Here is a 25,657-nt window from a genome sequence, read left to right as displayed (position 1 = left end):
GACCAATCCCGCCTATTTTGTCGGCAGGAGCCCTTCCTCGGCGATTCTGCGGCTCCATTCTTCGGGCGCCTGCTTGTGGACATTGGTACCTTCGCTGTCGACGGCCACGGTGACCGGCATATCCTTCACCGTGAACTCGTAGATCGCCTCCATCCCGAGATCCTCGAATGCGACGACCTTCGATTCGCGGATCGCGCGGCTGACGAGGTAGGCCGCGCCGCCGACCGCCATCAGATAGGCGACCTTGAAGCGGCTGATGACCTCGACCGCGTCGTGCCCGCGTTCGGCCTTGCCGATCATCGCCAGCAGGCCGAGATCGAGCATCATTTCGGTGAACTTGTCCATCCGCGTGGCGGTGGTCGGCCCGGCAGGTCCGACGACCTCGCCCATCACCGGATCGACCGGTCCGACATAATAGATCGCGCGGCCCTTGAACTCGACCGGCAGCTCCTCGCCCTTGTCGAGCATGTCCTGGATGCGCTTGTGCGCGGCATCGCGACCGGTGAGCATCGCTCCGTTCAGGAGCAGGCGGTCGCCCGCCTTCCAGCTCGCGACCTCCTCGGGCGTGAGATTGTCGAGATCGACCCGCTTGGCCGCGCTGTCGGGTGCCCACTGGACCTTGGGCCAACGATCGAGATCGGGCGGATCGATAAAGCTTGGCCCAGACCCGTCGAGCGTGAAATGCGCGTGCCGGGTCGCCGCGCAATTGGGGATCATCCCGACCGGCTTGCCCGCCGCATGGCACGGCCAGTCGAGGATCTTGACGTCGAGGATCGTCGAGAGGCCGCCGAGCCCCTGCGCCCCGACGCCGGTCGCGTTGACCGCGTCGAAAATCTCGATCCGCAGCCGCTCGATATCGGTTTCGGGCCCCCGCGCCTTCAGCTGCGCCATGTCGATCGGGTCCATCAGGCTCTGCTTGGCGAGCTTGAGACACTGTTCGGCCGTACCGCCAATGCCGATGCCTAGCATGCCCGGCGGGCACCAGCCTGCGCCCATCGAGGGGATTTGCTCGAGCACCCAATCGACGATGTTGTCGCTGGGGTTCATCATCTTGAACTTGGACTTGTTCTCGCTGCCACCGCCCTTGGCCGCAACGTCGATCTCGACCTTGTCGCCCGGTACCATTTCGACCGACAGCACGCAGGGCGTGTTGTCCTTGGTGTTGCGGCGGGTGAAAGCCGGGTCGGCCAGGATCGAGGCGCGCAGCTTGTTTTCGGGGTGGTTGTAGGCGCGGCGGACGCCCTCATCGACGACTTCCTGCAGGCTCAGGGCGGATTCGAGCCGGCAGTTCTGGCCCCATTTGACGAACACGTTGACGATGCCGGTGTCCTGGCAGATCGGCCGGTGACCTTCGGCGCACATCCGGCTGTTGGTAAGGATCTGCGCGATCGCATCCTTCGCTGCCGGGCCCTGTTCCGCCTTGTAGGCCTCGCCCAGCGCCTCGATGTAATCCATCGGGTGGTAGTAAGAGATATATTGCAGCGCATCGGCGACGCTGTCGATCAGGTCCTGCTCGCGAATGATTACTGCTTCCGGCGTCATCTCGGCCATTCGTCGAAATCCCTTTGCTGCTGGCGGATGCGCCATAGGCGCACGCCCTATTGTCCGTCAAAGCGCTTTCCCGACGGCGGTGGACACCGTAAAGCGGGTTTACACGAACTGTTTTATGTGTCTAATACACCCCGCAGAGGATTTATGACCGAGACCGCTCCCGATTTCCCCAAGGCCCGCCGGGCGATGATCGACAGCCAGCTGCGCACCAGCGGCGTCAACGATCCGCGCACGCTGGCGGCGATGCTCCAGGTCGCGCGCGAGGACATGGTGCCCGAAAGCCGCGCTGCGCAGGCTTATGCCGATCGCGCCGTGCCACTGGGCAATGGCCGTGCGCTGCCCGCACCGTTGTTCCATGGTCGCATGCTGCAGGAAGCCGATATCCGCGACGGCGAGCGCGTGCTCGTGGTCGATAGCGGACCCGGCTACCTCGCCGCCTTGGCCGAGGCGATGGGCGGCGAGGTTACCACGATCTCGCCCGAAGACGCCGCCAAGCGCGGCAAGGGCGAGTTCGACGTCGTGCTGGTCGACGGCGCGGTCGAGGATTTTCCCAAGCCGTTGGTCAAGCGCGTCGCCGAAGGCGGGCGGATCTTCACCGGCACCGTCACCCGCGGCGTGACGCGGATTGCCGCAGGCCGTGTCTATGGCGGTGAAGTCTCGCTGCTTCCGCTCGCCGAGATGGGCGTGCCGGTAATGCCCGAATTCGCCGCGCATGAGGAATGGAGTTTCTAAGGATGGTTCGAGGGGGTCTCGCCAAGCTGTTCCTGTTGTCGGCGGCGCCGGTCGTCGTCGCGGCGGCCACGCCGGTGCAGGCCGATACGCTGCGCGAAGCCCTCGCCCAGGCCTATCTCAACAATCCGACGCTGCTCGCCGCCCGGGCGGACCAGCGCGCGGTCGACGAGAACGTCGCGATCGAACGCGCCGACGGCCGTCCGTCGGTCAATGCGACGGCCGATTACCTCGAATTCCTCAAGCCGAGCTCGAATAGCCTCACCACCCCCTCGCGCGCGGTCGGCGCCGATATCCAGCTCGGCGTCCCGCTTTATACCGGCGGCGCAACCCGGAACGCGATCCGCGCGGCGGAGACCCGGGTCGAGGCCGGCCAAGCTGACCTTCGCGGCACCGAAAGCGATCTCTTCACCCAGGTCGTCGCCGCCTATATGGACGTCATCCAGAACGAGGCGATCACCGCGCTCTCGCTCAACAATGTCGACGTGCTGTCGGTGAATCTCGAGGCCACCAGCGACCGGTTCGAAATCGGTGACCTCACCCGCACCGACGTCGCGCAATCGCAATCGCGGCTCGCGCTCGCCCGCGGCGATCTGCGCAGTGCCCAGTCGAACCTGATCGGCGCGCGCGAGCGCTATATCCAGCTCGTCGGCGAGGCGCCGACCGATCTGCAGCCGCCGCCTCCGCTCCCCAACTTGCCCGAGGACGTCAACGAGGCCGTCGACGTCGCATTGCAGTCCAATCCCGACGTGATTGCCGCCCGCGAGCGCGCGCGCGCCGCCGGGATCGACATCGATGTCGCCGGCGCCGGCCGCCTGCCGCGGCTCGAGGCCTTCGTGAACGGCGGGTACGACAACTATCTCGGCACGCTCGGCGGGGGCGTGGTCGTCCCCGGCGCGGTGTTCGAGCAGGAACAGACCAGCGCCACCGCCGGCCTGCGTGCCACCGTCCCGCTCTACAATGGCGGGCGTGTCGCCGCATTCGAACGCCAGGCCCAGGCCCGCGCCGCCGCCACCCTCGAGCGCGAAATCGCGGTCGAACGCAGCGTCGTGCAGCAGGTTCGCGCGGCCTTCGCGAGCTGGCGCGCCGCGACGTCGATCGTCGAGGAAACGCAGGTGGCGGTCGAAGCCGCCGAGCTCGGGCTCGAGGGCGTGCGCGCCGAAAACAGCGTCGGCAACCGCACCGTGCTCGACATCCTCAATGCGCAGCAGGAATTGCTCAATGCGCGCGTCCAGCTCGTCACTGCGCGGCGCAACGCCTACGTTGCCGGCTTCTCGCTGCTCGCCGCAATGGGCCGCGCCGAGGCGCGCGACCTGAACCTCGATGTCGGCGGTCCGCTCTACGATCCGGACCTCAATTTCGAGCGTGCCGCGGACAGCTGGTGGGACTGGGATCGCGCCGCAGACCCCGAGGTGCAGAGCACGAGCACCGTTGACACGACCGCACAAACGGGTGAAATCTCCCCCGATATGTGAATCGGATGGGTCGTTTCGGCCCGCAACGGGGGTCCGAACAATGCGCCAGGAAAACGAACCGTCGGTCGAGGACATCCTCGCATCGATCAAGAAGGTGATCGCCAGCGACCAGCGCGTAGGTGCGTCGCGGCGCCGCGCTCCCGAGCCCGCCATCCCGGACGAAGCCGAGGAAGTGCTCGATCTCGGTGAAGCGGGCGAGTTCATCGAAGACGATTTGGGCGAAACCGAGGTCGACGACACGCTGGTCAACGAGGCCGCGGTCGAATCGATGCGCGAATCGCTCGCGGCGCTCACCATGATGAGCGAGCCGCGCGCCAAGCCGCAGATCGTCCGGCAGGGCGAAACTTCGGTCGAGGCCCTCGTACGCGAGATGCTTCGCCCGATGCTGGCGCAATGGCTCGACGACAACCTTCCCGGCATGGTCGAACGGCTCGTGGCCGAAGAAATCCGCCGGATCGTCGGCAAGAAGGGCTGAGCCCGCCATTCCCAGGCGTTCCGAGTCCGACAAGGCGCGCAATGCCTATGCCAAGGCTGGCGGCGACGGAATCCGGCGCCACATCTTCCTGTGCGCGGTGAGCGAGAAGCAGAAATGCTGCGATCGCGCGACCGGGAAAGCCGCGTGGTCCTATCTCAAGAAGCGGATGAAGCAGCTCGGGCTGACCGGAAACGGCGGAACGATGCGGACCAAGGCCGATTGCCTGACGATCTGCGCCGACGGCCCGATCGCAGTCGTGTGGCCCGACGGCACCTGGTACCGCCGCTGCACCGAGAAGGTCCTCGAGGACATCATCCAGGAGCACCTGATCGGCGGCCGGCCGGTCGAGCGCCACCGCCTCCGCGAACCGGGCGCTGATCAGTCCTCTTCGTCGTCGTGAGGGTTTTCGAGACGGTCCTCCACCGCCTCGTCATGCCCCGTGCCCGCCGACAGGAAAACCAGCCCCATAAGCGCTCCGGTGAGCAGCATGACTCCGGCGATCGCGATCGCCGTCGCAATGTAGAAATGCAGCGATTCGGCGCTGCCGGTCTTCCACAATGCGGCCAGCGCAAGGGCGACGATCGCGGCGGTCAAAAGCCCCAGCCGCTTCATCATCAGGCGGTATCGCGCCCAGGCATAGGCGGCGGTTTCGGTATCTTCGAGCGGAGAGCGGCGAGTCATGGCGCGCGTTGTGCGGATTCACCCGCCGCCGCGCAAGGGAAGACGATTCGCCAATCGCCGCACGCCATGGCATTATGGTCGCCTTCCTAGGGAGAGAAATATGCAGATAAGCCACCTGCTCGCGGACCGTTCGGTCGACGATGTGATCAGCTGCACCGCGGCAGACAGCGTCCGGGATGCGGTCAAAAAGCTTGCGGGAAAGCGCATTGGCGCCATGCCGGTGCTCGGACCCGATGGGGTGAAGGGCGTATTCTCGGAACGCGACGTGATCTACCGTCTTGCCGAAGAAGGCGCGCTGTGCCTCGATCGCCCCGTTGCCGAAGTCATGAGCTCGCCGGCGATCACGGTCACCCCCGAAACGACGGTCGACGAAGCGCAGGCGCTGATGACCCGCCGCCGGGTGCGCCACCTGCCGGTTATCGCAAACGGCGAATTGTGCGGATTCATCTCGATCGGCGACCTGGTGAAATCGAAAATCGGCGAGGTCCAGAGCGAGGCCGAGGCGATGCGCACCTACATACAGTCCGCCTGAGAATTTCCACCGCGGATTGCAAGCCGCGCGTTCCGCCCCATATCGAAGCGACCATGCAAGTACCCACCCTTACACCCAGCGCCGCCGCGCGCGTCGGCCAGATCGCGACCAGGCAGGGCCGCGCGCCGATCCTGCGCCTGTCGGTCGAAGGCGGCGGGTGCTCGGGCTTCCAGTACAAGTTCGAACTCGGCGAGCCCGAGGGTGACGACGTCACCTCCGAACGCGACGGCGTGAAGCTGGTGATCGACCCGGTCAGTCTCGAGCTTGTCGCGGGCAGCACGGTCGATTTCGTCGAATCGCTGGGCGGTGCCGCCTTCCGCGTCGAGAATCCTCAAGCGGCCGCTGGGTGCGGCTGCGGATCCAGCTTCGGAATTTAGCGGTTTTCAGGCGCAGGCCTCGCTTGCCAAGCGCGTCGACACGCCACACAACGCGCGCATGAAAATCGCGACCTTCAACATCAACGGAATCCGCGCGCGGCTCCCACGCCTCATCGAATGGCTCGAGGAGACACAACCCGATGTGGTCTGCCTGCAGGAGCTGAAGGCGGCCGACGACGTCTTCCCCGAAAAGGATTTCCAGGACATCGGCTACGAAGCGATCTGGCTCGGCCAGAAGGGCTTCAACGGGGTCGCGATCCTGGGCAAGGGCCAGAAGCCGGTCGAGGTGACACGCGGGCTCCATGGCGACCCCGAGGACGATCAGTCGCGTTACATCGAGGCCGATTACAAGGGCGTGCGGATCGCCGGGCTCTACCTGCCCAACGGCAACCCGCATCCGGGCCCGAAGTTCGAATACAAGCTCAAATGGATGGAGCGGCTGCGCCACCGCATGGCCGAGATCTGGGCCGAGGAAGTGCCCGCGGTCGTTTGCGGCGACTTCAACGTCATTCCGCATGACGACGACGTGTTCGACCCGGCGCGCATGGCGAAGGACGCGCTGATGCAACCCGAATCGCGCGATGCGTACCAGCGACTGCTTTCCGACGGGTGGACCGATGCGCTGCGCCGGATGAACCCGCGCGGACACGTGTGGACCTATTGGGACTATCAGGCGGGCGCCTGGCAACGCGATCACGGTTTCCGGATCGACCACCTGCTGCTTTCGCCCGAGACTGCCGATCGGCTCGAGGCGGCAGGCGTCGACAAGGAGTATCGCGGACGCGAAAAGGCGAGCGATCACACCCCCGTCTGGGTCCGGCTCGTCGCCTGATGCTCGCGCGACTGCGCGAGTGGGCGAGGGCCCTCAAGCGCGAAACCCTAATGCTGTGGCTCGCCGCGCGCGATCCGCGGACGCCGATCATGGCGAAATTGGTGGCGGGGTTTGCCGCCGCCTACGCCTTCAGCCCGATCGACCTGATTCCCGACTTCATTCCGGTCCTCGGCCTGCTCGACGATCTGGTGATCCTGCCGCTGGCGATCGGCTTCGCGATCAAGCACATCCCGCCGGCGCTGGCCGCCGAACTCCGCGAAGAGGCCGCCGCCCGGACCGAACGGCCGGTCAGCAGCGCCGCCGCCCTGGTGGTCGCGACCATCTGGGCCGGGATCCTGGTGTTCCTGTGGTGGCGATTCACGGCCTAGGAACGAAAAGGGGCGCCGCCCTCTTCAGGCGACGCCCCCCTGTTGAATCGGTCTAACGCCCGATCAGCGATAGAAGACGTGATTGCCGACCTGCGCCATGCGCGTCAGGCGCCAGCGCGGATTGACGTAGCGGGCATGGAAGAACAGCGCGCCGTCGACTTCGCTCTTCCAGCTGCCTTCATGCGCGATCTGGGCGACCGCAACGGCTTTCTTCCACGCGTTCGAGCCGTAGCGGATCGAAGGCATGCGACCGCCTCGCACGAAGCTGAATTGCGAACGCTGGTACACCACGCCGCAATAGGAATTGGGGAAGCGACCCGATTTCGAACGGCCGACGATCACCCGGCCCACGGCCAGCTGTCCGGCCAGCGGCTCGCCGCGCGATTCGAAATAGATCGCGCCTGCCAGGCACTGCATCTCGCGCGACAGCTCGGTCAGGTGCGGCTGCTGCGATACGAGTTCGCCAAGCGAAGAGGCGTCCGCGATCTCGGGCTGCTCTTCTTCGTAATCGGCGGGAATTTCCTGGACCACTTCGCCCGACACCACGGTGACGGGAGCGATCGCTTCGGAAGGAGTCGGTTCCTCTACCTGCACCGCCGCCTGCGCGATCGGGGCATCGTTATCCTGGGCAAAGGCGCTGGAACCGTTGGCGCCGAACAGGAGCGTTATGGTCGAAACCGCGGTTGCAATCGTCGCGGTCCGTTTAAGCTTGCGGGTCATCCCGTCCAAACCAAGAGCGGTGGACATCCGGGTCAGGTTGCACAAACAGGCTGCGCGAGGGAGCGCAATAAACATGCCTGGTTGCGGCGGACCTGTCGGGTGGCCCCCGTCTGCGTGCTAGCCCGCCTGGCCGGATTGCCATGCGATGCCGCCTGCGCGTTTTGGGTAAGCGCCCTATTTACGCCATATTGCTCGAAGTCAAGTAATCGGTTCCCTAATTGTCGATAAACCGTTTACCATTTGCGATATCCAACTCCACGATCCAGAGGTCCGGGTCCTGATTCCGGCGGCGCTGGATATATTCTCCGTTATTGCCTTGTTTTTTAACGATTTCTTCCCATTTTCGCGTGCCGTCGAGCTGCGGCATGCGCTCGTGAAGACCGATTATTTCGCCATTTTCGCTGCACACGACCAGAATTGTTCCCGCGTCGCGTTCACCACGATTAAGTATTGTCGCAAATCCCCCGGCAGCTTCGACCATGCGGCGCAAGCCCGCCACTTCGAGATGCGCCGGAATTCGAGCGTCGTCTTCCACGATTATTATTTCCCGTAACCGTCGAGGCTCGAAAGTGCGATGTGCGAGCGCATGAAGGTGCCCGTCCCGCGGCCGACTTCCTCGCCTTCGGCATCGACGATACGCGATTCGGCGACCAGCACCCGGCGCCGTCCGCTGACCCATCGCCCTTCGGCCCGCGCCCGGCCGGCGCGGATCGGTTTGGTGAAGTGGAGGTTGAACGCGGTGGTCAGCAGGAAACGGTCCGATACCAGCGTGTTCGCGGCGTAGAAGGCCGCATCGTCGAGCATCTTGAAATAGAGTGTGCCATGGGCTGCGCCGGCGGCATGGAAATGCCGCTCCTCGACCGTGAAGTGGATCGTCGAACGACCCTCCCCGTCGATTTCGAGGCGCGAATCGAACAGGTCGTTGACCGGCGCGGTGGCGTAGAGCGCCTCGAGCCCGCGCCAATGCGTCGCGCCGGGCGAGGCCTCGGGCGAATCAGGCGGCGTTGCGATCTTGGCCATTGGCTACGAGGCCGTACATCGCCTCGGCATCGGGTGCCTCGGCAAGCTGTTCGCGGAAATGCTCGTCGCGCATCATCCGCGAGAGCGCCGCCAAAGCGTGAAGGTGGGTCGCCCCCGCATTGGCGGGCGAGAGCAGCGCGCAGGCAAGGTTGACAGGCATGCCGTCCGCCGCGTCGTAATCGATCGGGTGCTCGAACCGCACCAGGGCGGCGATCGGTCGGCTGATCCCTTCCATCCGCGCATGCGGGAGCGCGACGCCATTGCCGAACCCGGTGCTGCCGAGCTCTTCGCGCTCAAGCAGGCACGCTTCGACCTCTTTCGCATCGAGACCGTAGGTCTCGGCGCAGATTTCCGACAGGAAGCGCAATGCAGCCGATTTGTCTGCCACCCGCGTCACGCGCACGGCATCGGGTTCCAGGGTGAAATGGGGATCCATCGAGATGTTCGTCTATCTGCCAGATACGATTGGTGAGGCGGCAATTGCCGCGCGCCGCCAGATACGACGCCAGGCCGTAACGTCAGGTAAATATGCGGCCAATCACGACGGTTCGACCCATCCGATCGTCCCGTCGCGGCGGCGGTAAACCATATTATGGTTACCGGTACCAGCATTTTTGAACAGCAGCGCGTTGGTATCGCGCAGGTCGAGCATCATTACCGCGTCCGAAACGCTCGCTTCGGGCACGTCGACCCTAGTTTCGGCAACGATCGGCGGCGAATCGCCCAGTTCCTCGTCTTCTGCATCTTCCTCGATCGCCTCGAACACGCGGTAGGACGCCTCTTCCTGCGCAACCGCATGGGCGGACTGTTCGTGGCGATCCTTGAGCCGGCGCTTGTAGCGCCGCAGCTGTTTCTCGATCTTCTCGGCCGCCTGCTCGAACGCCTGATGGGCATCGTGCGCCTCGGCGGAAGCCTTGACCGTGAGCCCCTGCATCACGTGCATCACGATATCGGCAGAAAATGCCCCGGCGGGGGCCTTGCCGAAAGTTGCATGCGCCGAAATCGCGCGGGAGAAGAACTTTTCGGATATCGCGCCCATCCGGTCCTCGACATGGGTCTTGAGGGCTTCGCCGGTATCGACCTGGTGGCCCGAAACGCGAATATCCATGAGGTGCTCTCCTGTTCTAGTCTTTGCACGACCGCGCCCGACTGCCTTGGGCGATGCGCGATCGCGGTGGGTCAGCCGCTCCAGAGCGGCGATTCGATCAATTCCAGAAACGCCCTGTGCGCCGCGAGTTCCGCGTCGCTCGCCGAATGCGGTCGCGGTTCGCGACGAGGGCCGCGCGGCGCGGGTCGAACCGATTGCTCGGGTCGATCGACCTCGACCGCCACTTCGGCCGCGAGTTCGAGCCCTATCTGGCGCCCGCCGGTGAGTTCGACATAGACCTGCGCCAAGAGCTCGGCATCGAGCAGCGCCCCGTGTTTCACGCGGTGGCTGCGATCGACCCCGTAGCGGGTGCACAGCGCGTCTAGCGAGAGCTTGGCTCCCGGATGCTTCTTCTTCGCCAACGCGACCGTATCGACCATGCGTGTGCGCTCGAGCGGGTCGTAACCGCACAGCACCAGCTCGGAATCGACGAAGCCGAAATCGAATCCGGCGTTGTGTGCCACCAACGGCGCATCGCCGAGGAAGGAAAGCAATTCGGCGGCCTTGTCGCGAAACAGCGGCTTGTCGGAGAGGAAGGTCGCCGACAGCCCGTGCACCCGTTCGGCTTCGGGCGGCATGTCGCGTTCGGGATTGAAATAGCAGTGATAGGTCGCGCCGGTCGCGACCTTGTTGATCATTTCGACACAACCGATTTCGACCATCCGGTCGCCGGTTTTCGGGTCTAGTCCGGTCGTTTCGGTATCGAAGACGATTTCACGCATGTGGTTCCTATATCGTAGCAAGAATCGCGGCTGACAAGGAGGCGAGGTGCTATTTCGCGCGCAGCGCGCGCACGACCTGCGCCACCGCGGCGCGGGTTTCCTCGAGCGCCACACCCGTATCGATCACATGATCGGCGCGCGCGCGCTTTTCGGCATCGGGCACCTGGAGCGACAGGATGCGCTCGAATTTTTCAGACGTCATGCCCGGGCGGGCGAGTACCCGCTCGCGCTGGGTCTCGAACGGGGCGCTGACCACCACGATCGCATCGACACCCGCATGGCCACCCTTCTCGAACAGGAGCGGGATATCGAACAGCACCAGCGGCGCATCTTCGTGCGCCTGCAGGAATTCCGCACGCGCCTGCGCCACCGCCGGGTGTACGATCGCCTCGAGCCGCGCCAGTTGCGCGGGATCGCCGAAAACCGCTTCGCCGAGTTTCTCGCGATCGACGCCCGCAGGGCCGGTGGTGCCGGGAAACGCATCTTCGATCGCAGGCAGCAGGGCACCTTGCGGACCCTGCATCCGGCGAACCTCGGCGTCGGCATCGAAGACCGGCACGCCTTCCTCGGCAAACATGGCCGCGACGGTGCTCTTGCCCATCCCGATCGAACCGGTGAGGCCGACGATGCGTGGTTCGCTCATACGAGCAGTTCGCGCAATGCGTCGTCCGCGCTGCGGTCGGGCGCTTCGCCGAACAGTTTCTCGAACGACAGCGCCGCCTGGCCGAGCAACATGGCGCGGCCGTCGATCGCCTCGAAACCGGCGCGGCGGGCCGCGCGCAGGAAGGGCGTGTCGATCGGGTGGGTGACAATGTCGTAGAACACGCTTCCGGGAGGCGCATGGCTGGTGTCGAAGGGCAGGTCGGGAAAGCCCTCCATCCCCAACGGCGTGGTGTTGATCACAAGGTCGCAGCAGCCTTCGCGCTCGTCGAAGGGAAAATCGGTGATCTGCGCGAATTGGCCGAGCGCCGCGGCATGATGTTCGCCCGGCAGGTCGAGCGCCTCGATCATGCGCAGCGATTTCCCCGGATCGCGGCCTGCGACCACGAGGGTGAATCCTTCATGCGCCAGCGCCAGCGCGATCGCCCGCGCGGCGCCGCCCGTGCCGAGCAGGCGCGCCATCCGGAACAAGTGCGACTGCTCCAACCGGTCTCGCAGCGGTTCGAGAAAGCCCGGCCCATCGACATTGTAGCCGACCAGCTCATCGCCCTCGCGCACCACCAGGTTCACCGCACCGACCGCCTCGGCGAGCGGATCGAGCCGGTCGCAATGCGCCGCGACCGAAAGCTTGTGCGGCATCGTGACGTTGCAGCCGCGCCACTCGGGATCGGCGCGGCGGAGCGCGAAATAGCTCGCCAGTTCGTCGCTCGCCACGTGATGCGCGCGATATTCACCCTCCGTGTTCGAGCGGGCCAGCCAGTGGGCGTGGATGGCAGGCGATTTCGACTGGGTGATCGGATCCCCGATCACTTCGGCATATATCATGTCGCGAGCACTCCCTGTCGCCGCAATGCGCCCAGAACGCCGATCAGCGGCATGCCGAGAATGGTGAAATAGTCGCCTTGCACGCTGTCAAACAGCAGCGGGCCGAGCGCCTCTATCCTGAACACGCCGACCGAGAAGCCGACCTCGGGCCATTCGGCATCGAGGTATGCGGCAATGAATTCGTTCGAAAGCTTGCGCACCGCCAGCTCGGCCTTGTCGGTTACCCGTTCGACGATCTTGCCGTCGCGCGCCAGCACCGCAGCGCTCCACAATTCGATCGTTTGGCCCGAGAAGAAGGCAAGATGCTCGGCAGCTTCGTCGCGGTCGGCGGGTTTGTCGAAGCGTCGGCCGGCAACCGTGACCACCGAATCTCCGCCCAGAACCAATGCTTCCGGTTGCCGGTCGCACACTTCTAGCGCCTTCGCTTCGGCAAGGGTCAGTGCAATGGCGTGCGGCTCGGCGTCTCCGAGCCCGGCTTCGAGTGCGCGTTCGTCGACCTGCGCCGGGACGACCGCGTGCGCGACACCGCACTGGTCGAGCATGGCACGCCGCGTGGCGCTGCCCGAAGCAAGGATCAATGACATGGCGCCTCCCTCCCGATCGACCCGGTTCATGCCGGGCCCGGCGCGATCAATTCGCCCTGCCGGCTATCGTCGCGGCGCTGCTGGAGGATGCGGATCACCGCCGCGGCGGTCTCCTCGATCGAACGGCGGGTGACATCGATCACCGGCCAGCCATTGTCGGCAAACAGGCGGCGGGCATATTTTAGCTCCTCGCTAACGCGCTCCTCGTCGATATAGGAGGTTCGCTCGCGCTCGTTCAGGGTGAGCAGGCGGTTGCGGCGGATTTCGATCAGGCGTTTGGGGGCGGTGGTCAATCCGACGACCAGCGGGTTCTTGAGCCGGAACAGGCTGTCGGGCGGCGGACTTTCCATCACCAGCGGGATATTGGCGGTTTTGTAACCGCGATTGGCGAGGTAGATCGAAGTCGGTGTCTTCGAACTGCGCGACACGCCCGCGAGCACGATATCGGCCTCTTCCCATTCCTCGCTGAGCAGACCGTCATCATGCGCGATCGTATAATGGATCGCGTCGACGCGATCGAAATAGGCCTCGTCCATCGTGTGCTGGCGACCGGGGCGCGCCTTGGCCTGCCGACCCAGCGTATCGCCGAGCGACGAGAGGACGGGATCGAGCGGTGAGACAGCTTTCAATCCCAGCAGACGGCAGCGCTCTTCGAGCGCCGTGCGGATGTCTGGGCTGGCGAGGGTGAACAGTACGATGCCGGGCTTGTCGGCGACATCGGCCATGATCCGCTCGAGTCCCTGCCGCGAGCGCACCAGCGGCCAGAGATGGGATTCGATCGCCGCGCCCTCGAATTGCGCCAGCGCCGCCTTGGCGAGCATGTCGAGCGTCTCGCCGGTCGAATCGGAGATCAGGTGGAGGTGAAGCGGTTCGGCCATGTGGACAGATGCGAGGATAAACCACGGGAGAGCACCGGTGACAATTCCGGCACGCCGAATTGCACCCGGATCGAGTCATTCGGCCCGGCTATTTTTGGACAGCCTGCAACGTCATGCACAGCCTGTGAAGAACGGGGAGGAGATTCCGATTGACGCGGCGCGCAGCGGAGTCGGAGACGTCAACAATCGCTGGAAGCGCGGGGAAGATTCAGGCACGGCGCGGCCGTCCCCGCTATCCACAGGACAACAGACTCCAACATCCCCTTTCATATTTCATTATTATTTGGTCTTTCTCTCTCGATGACGAATGCTTTGATCCGAACGCTGCGCGGCGAAAACGTGGTCCCGCGCCCCTTGTGGCTCATGCGACAGGCCGGTCGCTACCTGCCCGAATACCGCGCCTTGCGTGCCGAAAAGGGCGGGTTTCTCGACCTCGTCTACGATCACGAAGCGGCGGCCGAGGTGACGCTCCAGCCGCTCCGCCGGTTTGGGTTCGACGGCGCGATCCTGTTCTCGGACATCCTGATCGTGCCGCATGCGCTTGGCCAGAAGCTCGAATTCCTCGCCGGCGAAGGACCGCACCTCTCACCCCGGTTGGCCGAGGCGGAGCTCGCTTCGCTGGTTGAGGACAATACGCATTACGAGGCGGTTTGGCGCACGGTCGCATTGCTTTCGCAGAAACTGCCCGAGGAATCCGCGCTGATCGGGTTCGCCGGCTCTCCGTGGACGGTCGGGACCTACATGGTGAACGGCGAGGGTTCGAAGGAACAGGCCGCGGCGCGCCAGCTGGCCTATCGCGACCCAGCCCGATTCCAGGTGATCATCGACCGGATCGTCGAAAGCACGGTCCATTATCTCGACGGTCAGGTGAAGGCGGGCGCGCGGGCGCTGCAACTGTTCGATTCGTGGAGCGGCAGTCTCGCACCCGACGAGTTCGAGCGCTGGGTGATCGCGCCGACCGTGGCGATCGTCGAGGCGATCCGCGCGCTGCATCCGGATATCCCGATCATCGGCTTTCCCAAGGGTGCCGGTGCGAAACTGCCTGCCTATGCGCGCGAGACCTGTGTGAATGCGGTCGGGCTCGACGAGACCGTCGATCCGCACTGGGCGCACCGCGAACTACCCGAGGGGATGCCGGTGCAGGGCAATTTCGATCCGCAATTGCTGCTCGAGGGCGGCGATCGGGTCGAACAACGTGCGCGGGCGATCCTCGATGCGCTGGCAGGGCGGCCGCACGTTTTCAACCTAGGGCACGGGATCGACCGGCACACCCCGATCGAGCATGTCGAACGCCTCGTCGCGGCGGTCCGCGAATGGAGGCCCGGATGATGGCCGGGCTGACCGACCGTATCCGAAATTTGCCCTATCAAGCGGTAACCCAACCCGTCTATTGAGCGCGCATGCAGGAATTCCTTGCGATGATCTATCTGTGGCTGAAAGCCGGGCACATCGCCTTCGTGATCTTCTGGATCGCGGGGCTGTTCATGCTGCCGCGTTTCTTCGTCTACCACCAGGAAGCCCCGGCGGATTCAGCCGAGAATGCAAAATGGATCGAGCGCGAGCGGCGCCTGCTCAAGATCATCCTCGCGCCGTCGATCGTTGCGGTGTGGGTCTTCGGACTCGCGCTCGCCTGGGTCACCGGTGCCTTCGTGCAGGGCTGGTTCCATCTCAAGCTGCTGTTGGTACTCGCGCTGTCGGGCTATCACGGCTGGCTCGCCGCCTATGCCAAGAAGCTGGCGCGCGGTGAGCGGACGCTGAGCGAAAAGACGCTGCGACTGCTCAACGAAGTGCCGGGGATCGCGACGATCCTGATCGTCGTTACGGTGATCGTCCTGCGCAGCGTTCTCGTCTGACGCGCAATTCGATTGACGGGAAACCCGCCCCGTCATACATCCGACACACCGACCGGGTAGGCCGCAAGCGAACAGCTTGCCGCCGGGTCCGCTTTCCCAAAGCCCTCAGACCATCCCGGCCATCCCAACAGAATCCCACGAAAAGACACACGAAATGCATCTCAAAGACCTCAAAGCAAAAGCACCCGCCGAACTGGTATCGATGGCCGAGGAACTCGGGGTCGAGGCCGCCGGAACGATGCGGCGCCAGGACCTGATGTTCTGCATCCTGCGCGAACTCGCCGAGGACGAGGATTACGAAGACAAGATCATGGGGATCGGCACGATCGAGGTGCTGCAGGACGGTTTCGGCTTCCTGCGCAGCCCCGAGGCCAATTACCTCGCCGGGCCCGATGACATCTACGTTTCGCCCAACCAGGTCCGCAAGATGGGCCTGCGTACCGGCGACACGGTCGAGGGTGAGATCCGCGCGCCGCGCGAAGGCGAGCGCTATTTCGCGCTGACCAAGCTCACCAGCGTCAATTACGAGGATCCCGACCAGGTCCGCACGCGCACCAATTTCGACAACCTCACGCCGCTCTATCCCGAAGAAAAGCTCAATCTGGATACGCTCGATCCGACAGTGAAGGACAAGAGCGCGCGGGTGATCGATATCATCTCGCCGCAGGGCAAGGGCCAGCGCGCGCTGATCGTCGCGCCGCCGCGCACCGGTAAGACGGTGCTGCTGCAGAACATCGCCAAGGCGATCACCGACAACCATCCCGAGGTCTTCCTGCTGGTGCTGCTCGTCGACGAGCGGCCCGAGGAAGTCACCGACATGCAGCGCAGCGTCAAAGGCGAAGTCATCTCCTCGACCTTCGACGAGCCGGCCAACCGCCACGTCCAGGTCGCCGAAATGGTGATCGAGAAGGCCAAGCGACTGGTCGAACACAAGAAGGACGTCGTGATCCTGCTCGACTCGATCACCCGCCTCGGCCGCGCCTACAACACGGTCGTGCCGAGTTCGGGCAAGGTATTGACCGGTGGTGTCGACGCCAACGCGCTCCAGCGCCCCAAGCGCTTCTTCGGCGCCGCGCGCAACATCGAGGAAGGCGGCTCGCTCTCGATCATCGCCACCGCGCTGATCGACACCGGCAGCCGCATGGACGAGGTCATCTTCGAAGAGTTCAAGGGCACCGGTAACTCGGAAATCGTGCTCGATCGCAAGGTCGCCGACAAGCGCATCTTCCCGGCGCTCGACGTCGGCAAGTCCGGCACCCGCAAGGAAGAGCTGCTGGTCGAGAAGGACAAGCTTTCGAAGATGTGGGTCCTGCGCCGGATTCTCATGCAGATGGGCACGGTCGACGCGATGGAATTTCTCCTCGACAAGATGAAGGATTCCAAGACCAACGAGGACTTCTTCGAGACGATGAACCAGTAGGATCATCTGCGCGCGGCCATGGAACGACTGATCTACACCAGCGAAGCGAACGGAAGACTGAGCGGGGACGAGGTTTTCGAGATCGTCGAAACCTCGGCCCGCAACAATGCGAAGCGGGATATTTCAGGTTTCCTGATCTTCAAGGATGGCCGGTTCCTTCAGCTGATCGAAGGTGAAACGGATTCGCTCGAGGTGCTGATGCAGACCCTCGAACGCGACCCGCGCCATCATTCGATCCGAACGGTAAAGCGCACCGCCGCCAATCAGCGCGAGTTCGATGGCTGGCGGATGCGGCGCTTCAACGTCAGCGATGCCGAACGCCACCTGCGCGAGATCGCCGACAAGATCGAGCAGCCCGACGCCCGCGCCACGATCATGCCGCTGGTCGAAGAATTCCTCGCCAGTTGATGCGGTGGTGCCGGCGGCGCCATCGCGAGGCCGCATAACCTCGCTCGCCTAACCCCCACAGCTGAAACTATCGGCGCTTGCGGCGTTCCAGGCGGCGGCGAGGGGGGTGCTGTCGGCCCCGTCGAGCAGCTGGCCTTCCTCGGCAAAGAAGTAAATCCGGTCGATCGGTAGAGATTTCGCGCCGTTCAACCGCTCGCGCATGTCGCGCGGGCGCATGTTCCACGGGCTTTCGAGCCCCATTGCGACCGTAATTTCTCGCAGCGAGTGGAGTGTCTGGCGCTGGAAGCGCGCGATCCGCGGGGCCTTGTCCTCGACCACCAGCCCGCGTTGCCGCCAGGGCGTCTGGGTGGCGACGCCGGTGGGGCAATTGCCGGTGTGGCACTGCATCGACTGGACGCAGCCGGCCGCGAACATGAAGGGTCGCGCGGCGTTGCAGTAATCGGCGCCGATCGCGAAGCTCTTGGCCATTTGCGCGCCCGAATGGATCTTGCCGGCAGTAGCGATCTTCACGCGCGACTTGAGCCCGGTGCCAATCAGCATGTTGCGCACCCAGATCGTGCCTTCGCGCAGCGGCATGCCGACGCTGTTCGACAATTCGAGCGGCGCTGCGCCGGTCCCTCCCTCGGCTCCGTCGACGGTGATGAAATCGGGGGTGATCCCAGTTTCGAGCATGGCCTTGCCAATCGCCATGACTTCGTGGGGCTTGCCGACGCACAGCTTGAACCCGACCGGCTTCCCGCCCGTCATCTCGCGCAATTCGGCGATCCATTCGAGCATCTCGATCGGGGTCGAGAAGGTCGAGTGGGCGGCCGGGGAGACCACCGTCTTGCCGATTTCCACGCCGCGCGCCTCGGCGATCTCCGCGGTCACCTTTTCACCGGGAAGCACGCCGCCATGGCCGGGCTTGGCCCCTTGGCTCAGCTTGACCTCGATCATCTTCACCTGCTCGCCCGATGCATTCTCGCGGAATCGATCCGGATCGAACCCGCCATCATGCGCCCGACAGCCGAAATAGCCGCTGCCGATCTCCCAGATCAGGTCGCCACCGTGCTTGCGGTGATATTTCGAGATGCTGCCTTCGCCGGTATTGTGCGCGAAGCTGCCGATCTTCGCGCCGAGGTTGAGCGCCTCGATCGCGCGACCCGACAGCGAACCGAAGCTCATAGCCGAAACGTTGAGCAGCGCCGCATCGTAGGGCTGGGAGCAATCCGGCCCGCCGATCCGGGTGCGCCAGAATTCGGGGGCATCGGTTCTCGGGACGATCGAATGGCTCAGCCATTCATACTCTTCCGAATATACATCGAGCTCGGTTCCGAAGGGGTGCGAGTCGAGATCTCCCTTCGCCCGCGCGTAGACGAGCGCACGTTCCTGGTGGCTGAAGGGGCGCCCCTCGAGGTCGTCCTCGACGATATAGGCCTGTGCGAAGGGGCGCAGGTCTTCCATCACCCAGCGGGTCCGCGCCACCAGCGGGTAATTGCGCCGCAGCGTGTGCTCGGACTGGAAGAAATCGACCCAGGCGAGCACCACCAGCGGCAACAGGAAGACGAGCGAAGGCCACCACAACCATCCCAGCGCGGCCGCGGCTGCGGTCAGCCCCGGCGGGATGATGTAGCGCCAAGGAACCGTCACGCGGTTAGCCCAAATGCTCGGCGAAGAATTCCTTGGTGCGTCGATCGGCCAGATCGGCACATTCGTCGTGACGCCGCTTGCCGAATTGCGTGGCGAAGCCGTGATCCATGCCCTCGTAATCGTGGAGCGTGACCTTGGGATGGTCGTCGAGGCCGTCATGCATGGCTTTTTGCGTGTCCTTGTCGACGAAGCCGTCCTCTGTCGGAATATGCAGCATCAGCGGGCGCGCGATCGCGTGCTTCTCGCGCAGCAGATTGTCGACGCCGACCGCGTAATAGCCGACCGTCGCATCGCTGTCGGTGCGCGCCGCGGTCATGAAGGCGAGCCGTCCGCCGAGGCAGTAGCCGACCGCGCCGACTTTCCCGCAACCCTGGTTGCGCGCCCATTTGATCGTCGCCTCGATGTCGCGGACGCCCTGGTCCTGGTCGAACTTGCCCATCAGGTCGAGCGCCTTCTGGAATTCGGGTTCGATATCGGGATCGAGCTCGATCCCCGGCTCGAGCGGCCAGAACAGGTCGGGCGCGACCGCGAGATAGCCATCCTCGGCGAGCAGGTCGCATTTGCGCCGGATCCCCGCATTGACGCCGAAGATCTCCTGGATGACGATGATCGCGGCCTTCGCCTCGCCGTCGGGGCGCGCGACATAGGCGCCGAACTCCTCGTCGCCGCCAAGCTGCTTGATGCGGACTGTCTCGCTCATGTCGATCTCCCTCCTGTGCGCCGTTCGTCGGCCTCTTCATTGCAAAATGCGCGCCGCGCGCCACATTGTTCCCGACCATAGAGGGAAACACGGCATGAAAGTGAATATCGAAATCGACTGCACGCCCGAAGAGGCGCGGACTTTCATGGGCCTGCCCGACGTTTCGCCCGCCAACGACGTCTATGTCGACGCCGTGACCAAGGCGATGAAGGGGGTCGGCAATGTCGAGCAATTGCAGGAATACGCGACCAAGCTCGCGCCGATGGGCCAGATGGGGCTGAAGATGTTCCAGCAATTCGTGGAGGCCGGGGCCGCGGGTGCCGCCGGGGCGAAGCCGGCCAAACCGTCCAAGAAAGACGACTGATCCAGCCTGCGTGATGGACGACACGATCTACGCGCTGTCGAGCGGGTCGCCGCCGGCGGCCATCGCGATCGTGCGAGTCAGCGGGCCGCAAGCCGGTGCGGTGATCAAAACACTCGCCGGACGCATGCCCGAACCTCGCCGTGCCAGCGTGGCCACGCTGCGCGACGGGGAGGGGGCGCTACTCGACCAGGCGCTGGTACTTTGGTTCCCGGGCCCGAACAGCGCGACCGGCGATGACTGCCTCGAACTGCATTGTCATGGCGGGCGCGCGGTCGTGCGCGCGGTCGAGGCGGCGATCGGCGCGATGCCGGGATGCCGCGCCGCCGAACCGGGGGAATTCACCCGCCGCGCCTTCGCCAATGGCCGGATCGATCTCGCCGAAGCCGAGGCGCTGGGTGACCTGTTGGCGGCCGAGACCGAATTGCAGCGTCGGGTTGCAGTGCGCGCGGCCGATGGCGCCGCCTCGGCCAAGGTCGAACGATGGCGCGACGACGTGCTGTTGCTCGCTGCCGAAGTGGAGGCCGCGCTCGATTTCAGCGACGAAGATGACGTGGCCTCCTTGTCGCGCAAATTTTTTGAAAGCGTTTCAGGTCTGGCGGGCGAGATCGGCGTGTGGCTCGATCGTCCGTCGAGCGAGCGCTTGCGCGAAGGGATCAGGGTTGCCCTGGCGGGGCCGCCGAACGCGGGTAAATCTAGCTTATTCAATAAGTTAGTGGATGAAGAGGCGGCCATTGCAACACCGATCGAAGGGACCACGCGCGACTTGCTCGAACGGCCGATCGCGTGGGATGGCGTGCCCTTCGTCATGGTCGATACCGCCGGGTTGCGAGATTCGACCGACGACACGATCGAGGCGATCGGGATCGAGCGGGCGCGCAAGGCGCTCGACCAGGCGGACATCGTGTTGTGGCTCGGCGAGGCCGGCGCAGGACCGGCGGGAGTGATCGATATCGCGACCAAGGCGGACCTCGTACAGGCTTCGGCGGATGACGGGCGCGTGCGCGTATCGGCGGTCACGGGCGAGGGGGTCGACGACTTGCGGCGAAAGCTGGTCGAAATGGCGGCCGACCTGCTTCCGAAGCCCAACGAGACCGCGCTCAACGAGCGTCAGCGCAGCGCGCTCGAACCGGCAAGGAATGCGTTGCGTGCGATCGATGATGGGCTCGACATGCTGATCGTTGCCGAGAACCTTCGTGTGGCGCGGGTTGCGTTCGACCGTTTCACCGGGCGCGCTTCCAGTGAAGACGTGCTCGATCGGCTGTTCTCCCGCTTCTGCATCGGCAAGTGATGTTCCACGTGGAACAACGCCTTTGATTTAAGCGGGGCGGGCGACTATCTCGCGCGAGCCATGAACACCCAGTTCGACATCATCGTGATCGGCGGCGGCCATGCCGGCTGCGAGGCTTCTGCCGTCGCGGCCCGGATGGGCCTGCGTGTCGCGCTGGTCAATTTCGAGCGCGAGAGCATCGGTGCGATGAGTTGCAACCCGGCGATCGGCGGGCTCGGCAAGGGCCACCTGGTGCGCGAGGTTGATGCCTTCGACGGGTTGATGGGGCGCGCGGCCGATGCCGGCGCAGTCCATTACCGCATGCTCAACCGATCGAAGGGGAGCGCGGTGCAAGGTCCGCGCGTTCAGGCCGACCGCTTGCTCTTCCGCACGGCGATCCAGCGGATGATGCACGAACAGGGTGACCTCACGATCGTCGAGGGAGAAGCGGCCGCGCTGCGCTTCGACGGTCATCGGGTATCGGGCGTCGAACTGGCGGACGGAACCGGCCTCGAAGGCAGGGCGGTGATCCTTTGCACCGGCACCTTCCTCGGCGGCAAGCTCTATCGCGGCGAGGAGGTGCACGAAGGCGGTCGCATCGGTGAAGCGGCGGCGAACCGGCTTGCCGACCAGTTGAAGGACATCGAGATCCCGTTGTCACGCATGAAAACGGGTACCCCGCCGCGGCTCGATGGGCGGACGATCGATTGGAGCCGCTTGGTCGAACAGCCGTCCGACAACGAGTTCTGGACGATGTCGCCGCTGACCGAAGCGCGCGCAAACCCGCAGATCTTCTGTGCGATCACCCGCACCAACGAGCGGTCGCATGACATTATCCGGGCCAATTTAGATCGATCGCCGATCTTCTCGGGTTCGCTCGGCGCGCAGGGCCCGCGTTATTGCCCGTCAATCGAGGACAAGATCCACCGCTTCGCCGATCGCGACGGGCACCAGGTCTTCCTCGAACCGGAGGGGCTGTCTACCAACCTGGTCTATCCCAACGGCATCAGCACCTCGCTGCCGACCGATGTCCAGTTCGACATGCTGCGCTCGATGGAGGGGTTAGAGCGCGTGGTAATGGAAGTGCCCGGCTATGCGGTGGAGTACGTCCATATCGACCCGCGGGCTCTGCGCCCGACGCTCGAGCTCAAGGACGTTCCGGGGCTATATTGCGCCGGGCAGATCAATGGCACGACCGGATACGAGGAGGCGGCGGCCCAGGGATTGATCGCGGGAATGAACGCCGCAAACGGCGTGCGCGATCGCGCACCCGTCGGGCTCGATCGCGCGAATTCCTACATGGCGGTAATGGTCGACGATCTGACGTTGCACGGGGTGAGCGAACCCTATCGCATGCTCACTTCACGCGCCGAGTACCGGTTGCGACTGCGTGCCAACAACGCCTCCGCGCGCCTGACGCCCCTCGCGATCCAGAATGGGTGCGTATCTGACGAGCGCCGAAATTGGTTCGAGGCTCGCGAGGAACGGCGCGCTGCGTTTGAAGAATCGCTGGACCAGGTGCTCGCCTCGAAAGAGATCGCCGAAGCCGGCCTCCCGGTGCGTGCCGACACTGGCAAGCTCACCGCGCGCGAATGGCTGCGCTTCAACGGCGTCGGGATCGCCGATCTGCGCGATCTGGGCAGCTTTCCGGAAATCGAGCCTGCGCTTGAGGACGAGATCGTCGAGGACGCGGTTTATGCGCCCTATCTCGCGCGCCAGGAAGCCGAATTGCGCGACTTGCGTGCTTCGGAAGGGCTCTCGCTCGACGACGATTTTCCTTTTGCCTCGGTGCCGGGTCTTTCACGTGAAATGGTCGAAAGGCTAACCGATGCCCGCCCCCCAACACTTGCTGCCGCAGCAAGGGTCCCCGGGGTCACCCCGGCGGCACTGGCGGCGCTGTTGGTGCATGCGAAGCGTCGCGCGGCATGATCGTCGACGAAACACAGGCAAGAGAGTGGATCGGGACACATGACGGGTTCGATCCCGATACGATCGGACGCCTTGAGTGCTTCGAGGTCATCTTGCGTCATGAGTGCGAGAAGCAGAACCTCGTGTCGGCCAGGACCCTCGACGAAGTCTGGGTCCGCCATTTTGTCGATAGCCTACAGCTCCTCCGAGATGTTCCACGTGAAACATCGACTTGGCTCGACCTCGGTACTGGCGCCGGCTTTCCGGGTGTAGCGCTCGCGATCGCACGGCCCGATATTGCGGTGACCTGCGTCGAATCACGTGCACTCCGGACCGACTATCTGGCGCGCGTCGTCGGCGAACTTGACCTCGAAAATTGCAAAATCGTCCACAGCCGTTTGCAAGACGTGAAGACCGCAGAATACGGCGCAATTTCCGCCCGCGCCTTCGCTCCGCTGCCCAAGCTGCTCGATCTGTCCACGCGCTTTTCCACACGGGATACCGAGTGGCGGTTGCCCAAGGGGCGGTCGGCGGCGCAGGAACTGGAAGAACTTCGCGGATGGGATCACATGTTCCACGTGGAACAGTCGCTCACAGACGCAGACGCGGGTATCATCTGCGGCCGCCTGTTCGGTCGCAAGAAGGGGAAACGGTCTTGATCACGATAGCTGTGGCGAACCAGAAGGGCGGTGTCGGCAAGACCACGACCGCAATCAACATGGCGACGGCGATGGCCGCGATCGGGTGGAAATCCCTGCTGATCGACCTTGACCCGCAGGGCAACGCCTCGACCGGACTTGGAATTCCGAGCCAGCGGCGCGACATGTCGACCTACGACCTCCTGATCGAGGGCGCCTCGGTCGAGGATTGCGTGGTCAAGAGCTCGATCCCTGGGCTCGATGTGCTACCCGCGACGCAGGATCTCTCGGGGGCCGAAATCCAGCTCGCCGAAATGTCGAACCGCAATACCCGGCTGCGTGAGGCGATTTCCGAAGCGCCGCGTCACGAGATCGTGTTCATCGACTGTCCGCCATCGCTCGGGCTGTTGACGCTCAATGCGTTGACTGCCGCCGATACGCTCTTGGTGCCGCTGCAATGCGAATTCTTCGCGCTCGAGGGCCTCAGCCAGCTCCTGCAGACGGTCGAGCAGGTGCAGGGCCACCTCAACCCCGATCTTGGTATCATCGGGATCGCGCTGACGATGTTCGATCGCCGTAATCGCCTGACCGACCAGGTCTCCGACGACGTGCGCGAATGCTTGGGCCCTCTCGTCTTCGACACGGTCGTCCCTCGCAATGTCCGTCTGTCCGAGGCGCCAAGCCACGGTCTGCCGGCACTCGTCTACGACCAGAACTGTCCGGGCAGCCGCGCCTATATGTCGCTGGCGCGCGAGCTGATCGGTCGCCTGCCCGAGAAGAGGAAAGCCGCATGAGCGATTCGAAAGCCAAGGCCGCCCCGAAGAAGCGCCAGGCACTGGGGCGCGGGCTCGGCGCGCTGATCGGCGAGACCAAGCGCGAGCAGGCGGTCAAGCCTGCCGCTGCGAACGAGGGTGCGGGTGAGGAAGCACCGGTCGTTTCGTCGGGCACCTCGGTGCCTGAAGGCGAGGGGCTGGCAAGCCTCCCGATCTCCCAGATCGCGCCGCATCCGGACCAGCCGCGCAAGCATTTCGACGACGAAGCCCTCGGCGAGCTCGCAGCCTCGATCGGCGCGCGCGGGGTGATCCAGCCGGTGATCGTGACCCGCGAGGGACCGCGCAAGTATCGCCTGGTCGCGGGCGAACGCCGTTGGCGTGCGGCTCAAAAGGCCCAACTTCATGAAATTCCTGCGTTAATTCGGGATTTGAGCGAACGCGAAGTGACCGCGTTGGCGCTGATCGAAAACCTGCAGCGCGAAGACCTCAACCCGGTCGACGAGGCGCGCGCTTACCAGCGTCTCGCCGATGACGAGGACATGACGCAGGCCGAGATCGCGCAGCTGGTCGACAAGTCGCGCAGCCATGTCGCCAATTTCCAGCGCCTGCTCGCTCTTCCCGAAAAGGTGCTCGATGCACTGGCCGAGGAAAAGCTCAGCATGGGCCACGCCCGAGCGCTGATCGGTTTCGACGGGGCCGAGGCGCTCGCCAAGAAGGCGATCGCGAAAGGTATGTCGGTACGCGATGTCGAAAAGGCCGTCCGCCGTGAGCGTGAGGGCGACGGTGCCGAGCAGAAAGCGCCCAAAGAATACAAGGGCGCAGCGGGCCCCGATTCGGATATCCGCACTGTCGAGAAACACCTGGAGGAATTCCTCGGCATGAAGGTCAAGATCTCGGCCGATCGCGACCCCAAGAGCGGCACCCTCTCGATCCGCTATTCGACGCTAGATCAGCTCGATACGCTCTGCCAACGCCTGACCGGCGGCGAAATCTAGCGCCGCCGTCGCGGCGAAGAGTTGCGCTGCGCAACTTCCCGCACGGCGATTTAATCGAGCGATTAAATTATCGCTTGGAAGGGTCGGGTGGTCGCGGCATAACGCTCCGCAAACAAGTGGAGAGAG

General features: G+C 64.5%; 32 protein-coding genes. 18 read left to right on the top strand and 14 right to left on the bottom strand.

Annotated features, from left to right (window positions below; genetic code table 11):
• Window positions 1-12 precede the first annotated feature (12 nt).
• Entirely contained in the window at window positions 13-1,551 is a 1,539-nt protein-coding gene (locus T8S45_RS11905; RefSeq protein WP_188642938.1) for a fumarate hydratase, read from the bottom strand.
• Between the two features lie 144 nt (window positions 1,552-1,695).
• Here T8S45_RS11905 and T8S45_RS11900 point away from each other — a divergent pair, with 144 nt between their 5' ends.
• Genes T8S45_RS11900 through T8S45_RS11885 form a run of 4 tightly spaced genes read left to right on the top strand, consistent with a single transcriptional unit; the run spans window position 1,696 to window position 4,630 of the window.
• Complete coding sequence (locus T8S45_RS11900; protein WP_229658194.1) at window positions 1,696-2,283, top strand: protein-L-isoaspartate O-methyltransferase family protein; 588 nt, start codon at window positions 1,696-1,698, stop codon at window positions 2,281-2,283.
• Between the two features lie 2 nt (window positions 2,284-2,285).
• On the top strand, window positions 2,286-3,755 hold the full coding sequence (locus T8S45_RS11895; protein WP_188642937.1) for a TolC family outer membrane protein: 1,470 nt from the start codon (window positions 2,286-2,288) through the stop codon (window positions 3,753-3,755).
• A gap of 40 nt (window positions 3,756-3,795) precedes the next feature.
• Entirely contained in the window at window positions 3,796-4,230 is a 435-nt protein-coding gene (locus T8S45_RS11890) for a DUF2497 domain-containing protein (RefSeq protein ID WP_322293888.1), read from the top strand.
• A gap of 7 nt (window positions 4,231-4,237) precedes the next feature.
• Window positions 4,238-4,630, top strand: a complete 393-nt coding sequence (locus tag T8S45_RS11885; protein ID WP_188643209.1) for a (2Fe-2S) ferredoxin domain-containing protein — start codon at window positions 4,238-4,240, stop codon at window positions 4,628-4,630.
• On the opposite strand, the gene T8S45_RS11880 is transcribed toward T8S45_RS11885, so the two are convergent.
• Window positions 4,609-4,911, bottom strand: a complete 303-nt coding sequence (locus T8S45_RS11880) for a hypothetical protein (RefSeq protein ID WP_188642935.1) — start codon at window positions 4,909-4,911, stop codon at window positions 4,609-4,611. The genes T8S45_RS11885 and T8S45_RS11880 overlap by 22 nt on opposite strands.
• A gap of 100 nt (window positions 4,912-5,011) precedes the next feature.
• Between T8S45_RS11880 and T8S45_RS11875 the strand changes: the two genes are divergently transcribed.
• From T8S45_RS11875 to T8S45_RS11860, 4 genes are read left to right on the top strand one after another with little or no spacing between them, the layout of a single operon-like run.
• Window positions 5,012-5,443, top strand: a complete 432-nt coding sequence (locus T8S45_RS11875; protein ID WP_322293887.1) for a CBS domain-containing protein — start codon at window positions 5,012-5,014, stop codon at window positions 5,441-5,443.
• Window positions 5,444-5,496: 53 nt separating this feature from the next.
• Entirely contained in the window at window positions 5,497-5,820 is a 324-nt protein-coding gene (locus T8S45_RS11870) for a HesB/IscA family protein (RefSeq protein WP_322293886.1), read from the top strand.
• A gap of 58 nt (window positions 5,821-5,878) precedes the next feature.
• Window positions 5,879-6,652 carry an exodeoxyribonuclease III gene (gene xth / locus T8S45_RS11865; protein WP_322293885.1) on the top strand — a complete coding sequence of 258 codons (774 nt, stop codon included), beginning with the start codon at window positions 5,879-5,881 and terminating at the stop codon, window positions 6,650-6,652.
• 50 nt (window positions 6,653-6,702) lie between these two features.
• A complete protein-coding gene (locus T8S45_RS11860) occupies window positions 6,703-7,020 on the top strand; it encodes a YkvA family protein (protein ID WP_322293884.1) in 318 nt (105 codons plus the stop codon).
• Window positions 7,021-7,083: 63 nt separating this feature from the next.
• Here the strand turns inward: T8S45_RS11860 and T8S45_RS11855 are convergent, their stop codons facing one another.
• The 10 genes from T8S45_RS11855 to T8S45_RS11810 all read right to left on the bottom strand — a co-directional run bounded on the left by T8S45_RS11855 (window position 7,084) and on the right by T8S45_RS11810 (window position 13,576).
• Entirely contained in the window at window positions 7,084-7,767 is a 684-nt protein-coding gene (locus T8S45_RS11855) for a cell wall hydrolase (RefSeq protein WP_322293883.1), read from the bottom strand.
• A gap of 187 nt (window positions 7,768-7,954) precedes the next feature.
• Window positions 7,955-8,275 (bottom strand): DUF1491 family protein, encoded by a 321-nt coding sequence (locus T8S45_RS11850; RefSeq protein WP_322293882.1) that lies wholly within the window; start codon window positions 8,273-8,275, stop codon window positions 7,955-7,957.
• 5 nt (window positions 8,276-8,280) lie between these two features.
• The gene (locus tag T8S45_RS11845) at window positions 8,281-8,760 is read right to left on the bottom strand and encodes a PaaI family thioesterase (RefSeq protein WP_322293881.1); all 480 of its coding nucleotides are present in this window, start codon (window positions 8,758-8,760) and stop codon (window positions 8,281-8,283) included.
• A complete protein-coding gene (locus T8S45_RS11840) occupies window positions 8,735-9,196 on the bottom strand; it encodes a PTS sugar transporter subunit IIA (protein WP_188642928.1) in 462 nt (153 codons plus the stop codon). The genes T8S45_RS11845 and T8S45_RS11840 overlap by 26 nt, the downstream gene beginning before the upstream one ends.
• A 102-nt stretch (window positions 9,197-9,298) precedes the next feature.
• Window positions 9,299-9,868, bottom strand: a complete 570-nt coding sequence (gene hpf / locus T8S45_RS11835) for a ribosome hibernation-promoting factor, HPF/YfiA family (RefSeq protein WP_188642927.1) — start codon at window positions 9,866-9,868, stop codon at window positions 9,299-9,301.
• Window positions 9,869-9,939: 71 nt separating this feature from the next.
• The gene (dnaQ, locus tag T8S45_RS11830) at window positions 9,940-10,629 is read right to left on the bottom strand and encodes a DNA polymerase III subunit epsilon (protein WP_188642926.1); all 690 of its coding nucleotides are present in this window, start codon (window positions 10,627-10,629) and stop codon (window positions 9,940-9,942) included.
• A gap of 49 nt (window positions 10,630-10,678) precedes the next feature.
• Window positions 10,679-11,272 carry a dephospho-CoA kinase gene (coaE, locus tag T8S45_RS11825; RefSeq protein WP_322293880.1) on the bottom strand — a complete coding sequence of 198 codons (594 nt, stop codon included), beginning with the start codon at window positions 11,270-11,272 and terminating at the stop codon, window positions 10,679-10,681.
• Complete coding sequence (locus T8S45_RS11820) at window positions 11,269-12,114, bottom strand: shikimate dehydrogenase family protein (protein ID WP_322293879.1); 846 nt, start codon at window positions 12,112-12,114, stop codon at window positions 11,269-11,271. The genes coaE and T8S45_RS11820 overlap by 4 nt, the downstream gene beginning before the upstream one ends.
• The gene (locus T8S45_RS11815; RefSeq protein ID WP_322293878.1) at window positions 12,111-12,698 is read right to left on the bottom strand and encodes a Maf family protein; all 588 of its coding nucleotides are present in this window, start codon (window positions 12,696-12,698) and stop codon (window positions 12,111-12,113) included. Before T8S45_RS11815 ends, T8S45_RS11820 begins: the two co-directional genes overlap by 4 nt.
• 26 nt (window positions 12,699-12,724) lie before the next feature.
• On the bottom strand, window positions 12,725-13,576 hold the full coding sequence (locus T8S45_RS11810; protein WP_188642922.1) for a pyruvate, water dikinase regulatory protein: 852 nt from the start codon (window positions 13,574-13,576) through the stop codon (window positions 12,725-12,727).
• A gap of 300 nt (window positions 13,577-13,876) precedes the next feature.
• On the opposite strand from T8S45_RS11810, the gene hemE reads away from it, so the two are divergent.
• The 4 genes from hemE (at window position 13,877) to T8S45_RS11790 (ending at window position 17,257) form a co-directional block, all read left to right on the top strand.
• Complete coding sequence (gene hemE / locus T8S45_RS11805) at window positions 13,877-14,905, top strand: uroporphyrinogen decarboxylase (protein WP_322293877.1); 1,029 nt, start codon at window positions 13,877-13,879, stop codon at window positions 14,903-14,905.
• A 71-nt stretch (window positions 14,906-14,976) separates the two neighbouring features.
• Complete coding sequence (locus T8S45_RS11800) at window positions 14,977-15,429, top strand: CopD family protein (RefSeq protein ID WP_322293876.1); 453 nt, start codon at window positions 14,977-14,979, stop codon at window positions 15,427-15,429.
• A gap of 154 nt (window positions 15,430-15,583) precedes the next feature.
• Window positions 15,584-16,849, top strand: coding sequence for a transcription termination factor Rho (gene rho, locus T8S45_RS11795; RefSeq protein ID WP_188642919.1), 1,266 nt, complete (start codon window positions 15,584-15,586; stop codon window positions 16,847-16,849).
• An 18-nt stretch (window positions 16,850-16,867) separates the two neighbouring features.
• On the top strand, window positions 16,868-17,257 hold the full coding sequence (locus T8S45_RS11790; protein WP_322293875.1) for a BLUF domain-containing protein: 390 nt from the start codon (window positions 16,868-16,870) through the stop codon (window positions 17,255-17,257).
• A 48-nt stretch (window positions 17,258-17,305) separates the two neighbouring features.
• Here the strand turns inward: T8S45_RS11790 and T8S45_RS11785 are convergent, their stop codons facing one another.
• Window positions 17,306-18,886 (bottom strand): FMN-binding glutamate synthase family protein, encoded by a 1,581-nt coding sequence (locus T8S45_RS11785; protein ID WP_407654907.1) that lies wholly within the window; start codon window positions 18,884-18,886, stop codon window positions 17,306-17,308.
• 4 nt (window positions 18,887-18,890) lie between these two features.
• Window positions 18,891-19,586 (bottom strand): dienelactone hydrolase family protein, encoded by a 696-nt coding sequence (locus tag T8S45_RS11780; RefSeq protein WP_322293874.1) that lies wholly within the window; start codon window positions 19,584-19,586, stop codon window positions 18,891-18,893.
• Between the two features lie 94 nt (window positions 19,587-19,680).
• On the opposite strand from T8S45_RS11780, the gene T8S45_RS11775 reads away from it, so the two are divergent.
• The 6 genes from T8S45_RS11775 to T8S45_RS11750 are packed head-to-tail and all read left to right on the top strand — an operon-like array spanning window position 19,681 to window position 25,531.
• Entirely contained in the window at window positions 19,681-19,950 is a 270-nt protein-coding gene (locus T8S45_RS11775; protein WP_188642915.1) for a DUF6489 family protein, read from the top strand.
• Window positions 19,951-19,963: 13 nt separating this feature from the next.
• Window positions 19,964-21,238 carry a tRNA uridine-5-carboxymethylaminomethyl(34) synthesis GTPase MnmE gene (mnmE, locus tag T8S45_RS11770; RefSeq protein WP_322293873.1) on the top strand — a complete coding sequence of 425 codons (1,275 nt, stop codon included), beginning with the start codon at window positions 19,964-19,966 and terminating at the stop codon, window positions 21,236-21,238.
• Window positions 21,239-21,298: 60 nt separating this feature from the next.
• A complete protein-coding gene (mnmG, locus tag T8S45_RS11765; RefSeq protein WP_322293872.1) occupies window positions 21,299-23,146 on the top strand; it encodes a tRNA uridine-5-carboxymethylaminomethyl(34) synthesis enzyme MnmG in 1,848 nt (615 codons plus the stop codon).
• Window positions 23,143-23,784, top strand: coding sequence for a 16S rRNA (guanine(527)-N(7))-methyltransferase RsmG (gene rsmG, locus T8S45_RS11760; RefSeq protein ID WP_322293871.1), 642 nt, complete (start codon window positions 23,143-23,145; stop codon window positions 23,782-23,784). The genes mnmG and rsmG overlap by 4 nt, the downstream gene beginning before the upstream one ends.
• The gene (locus T8S45_RS11755; RefSeq protein WP_229658192.1) at window positions 23,781-24,557 is read left to right on the top strand and encodes a ParA family protein; all 777 of its coding nucleotides are present in this window, start codon (window positions 23,781-23,783) and stop codon (window positions 24,555-24,557) included. Before rsmG ends, T8S45_RS11755 begins: the two co-directional genes overlap by 4 nt.
• Window positions 24,554-25,531: a ParB/RepB/Spo0J family partition protein gene (locus T8S45_RS11750; protein ID WP_188642910.1), complete on the top strand. Its 978-nt coding sequence runs from the start codon at window positions 24,554-24,556 to the stop codon at window positions 25,529-25,531. The genes T8S45_RS11755 and T8S45_RS11750 overlap by 4 nt, the downstream gene beginning before the upstream one ends.
• Window positions 25,532-25,657: the final 126 nt, after the last annotated feature.

The organism is Pseudoblastomonas marina, assembly GCF_034374265.1.
Lineage (GTDB): Bacteria > Pseudomonadota > Alphaproteobacteria > Sphingomonadales > Sphingomonadaceae > Alteriqipengyuania_A > Alteriqipengyuania_A marina.
Note: the sequence above shows the minus strand (reverse complement) of the source record. Positions and strands in the feature narration are given on the sequence as shown.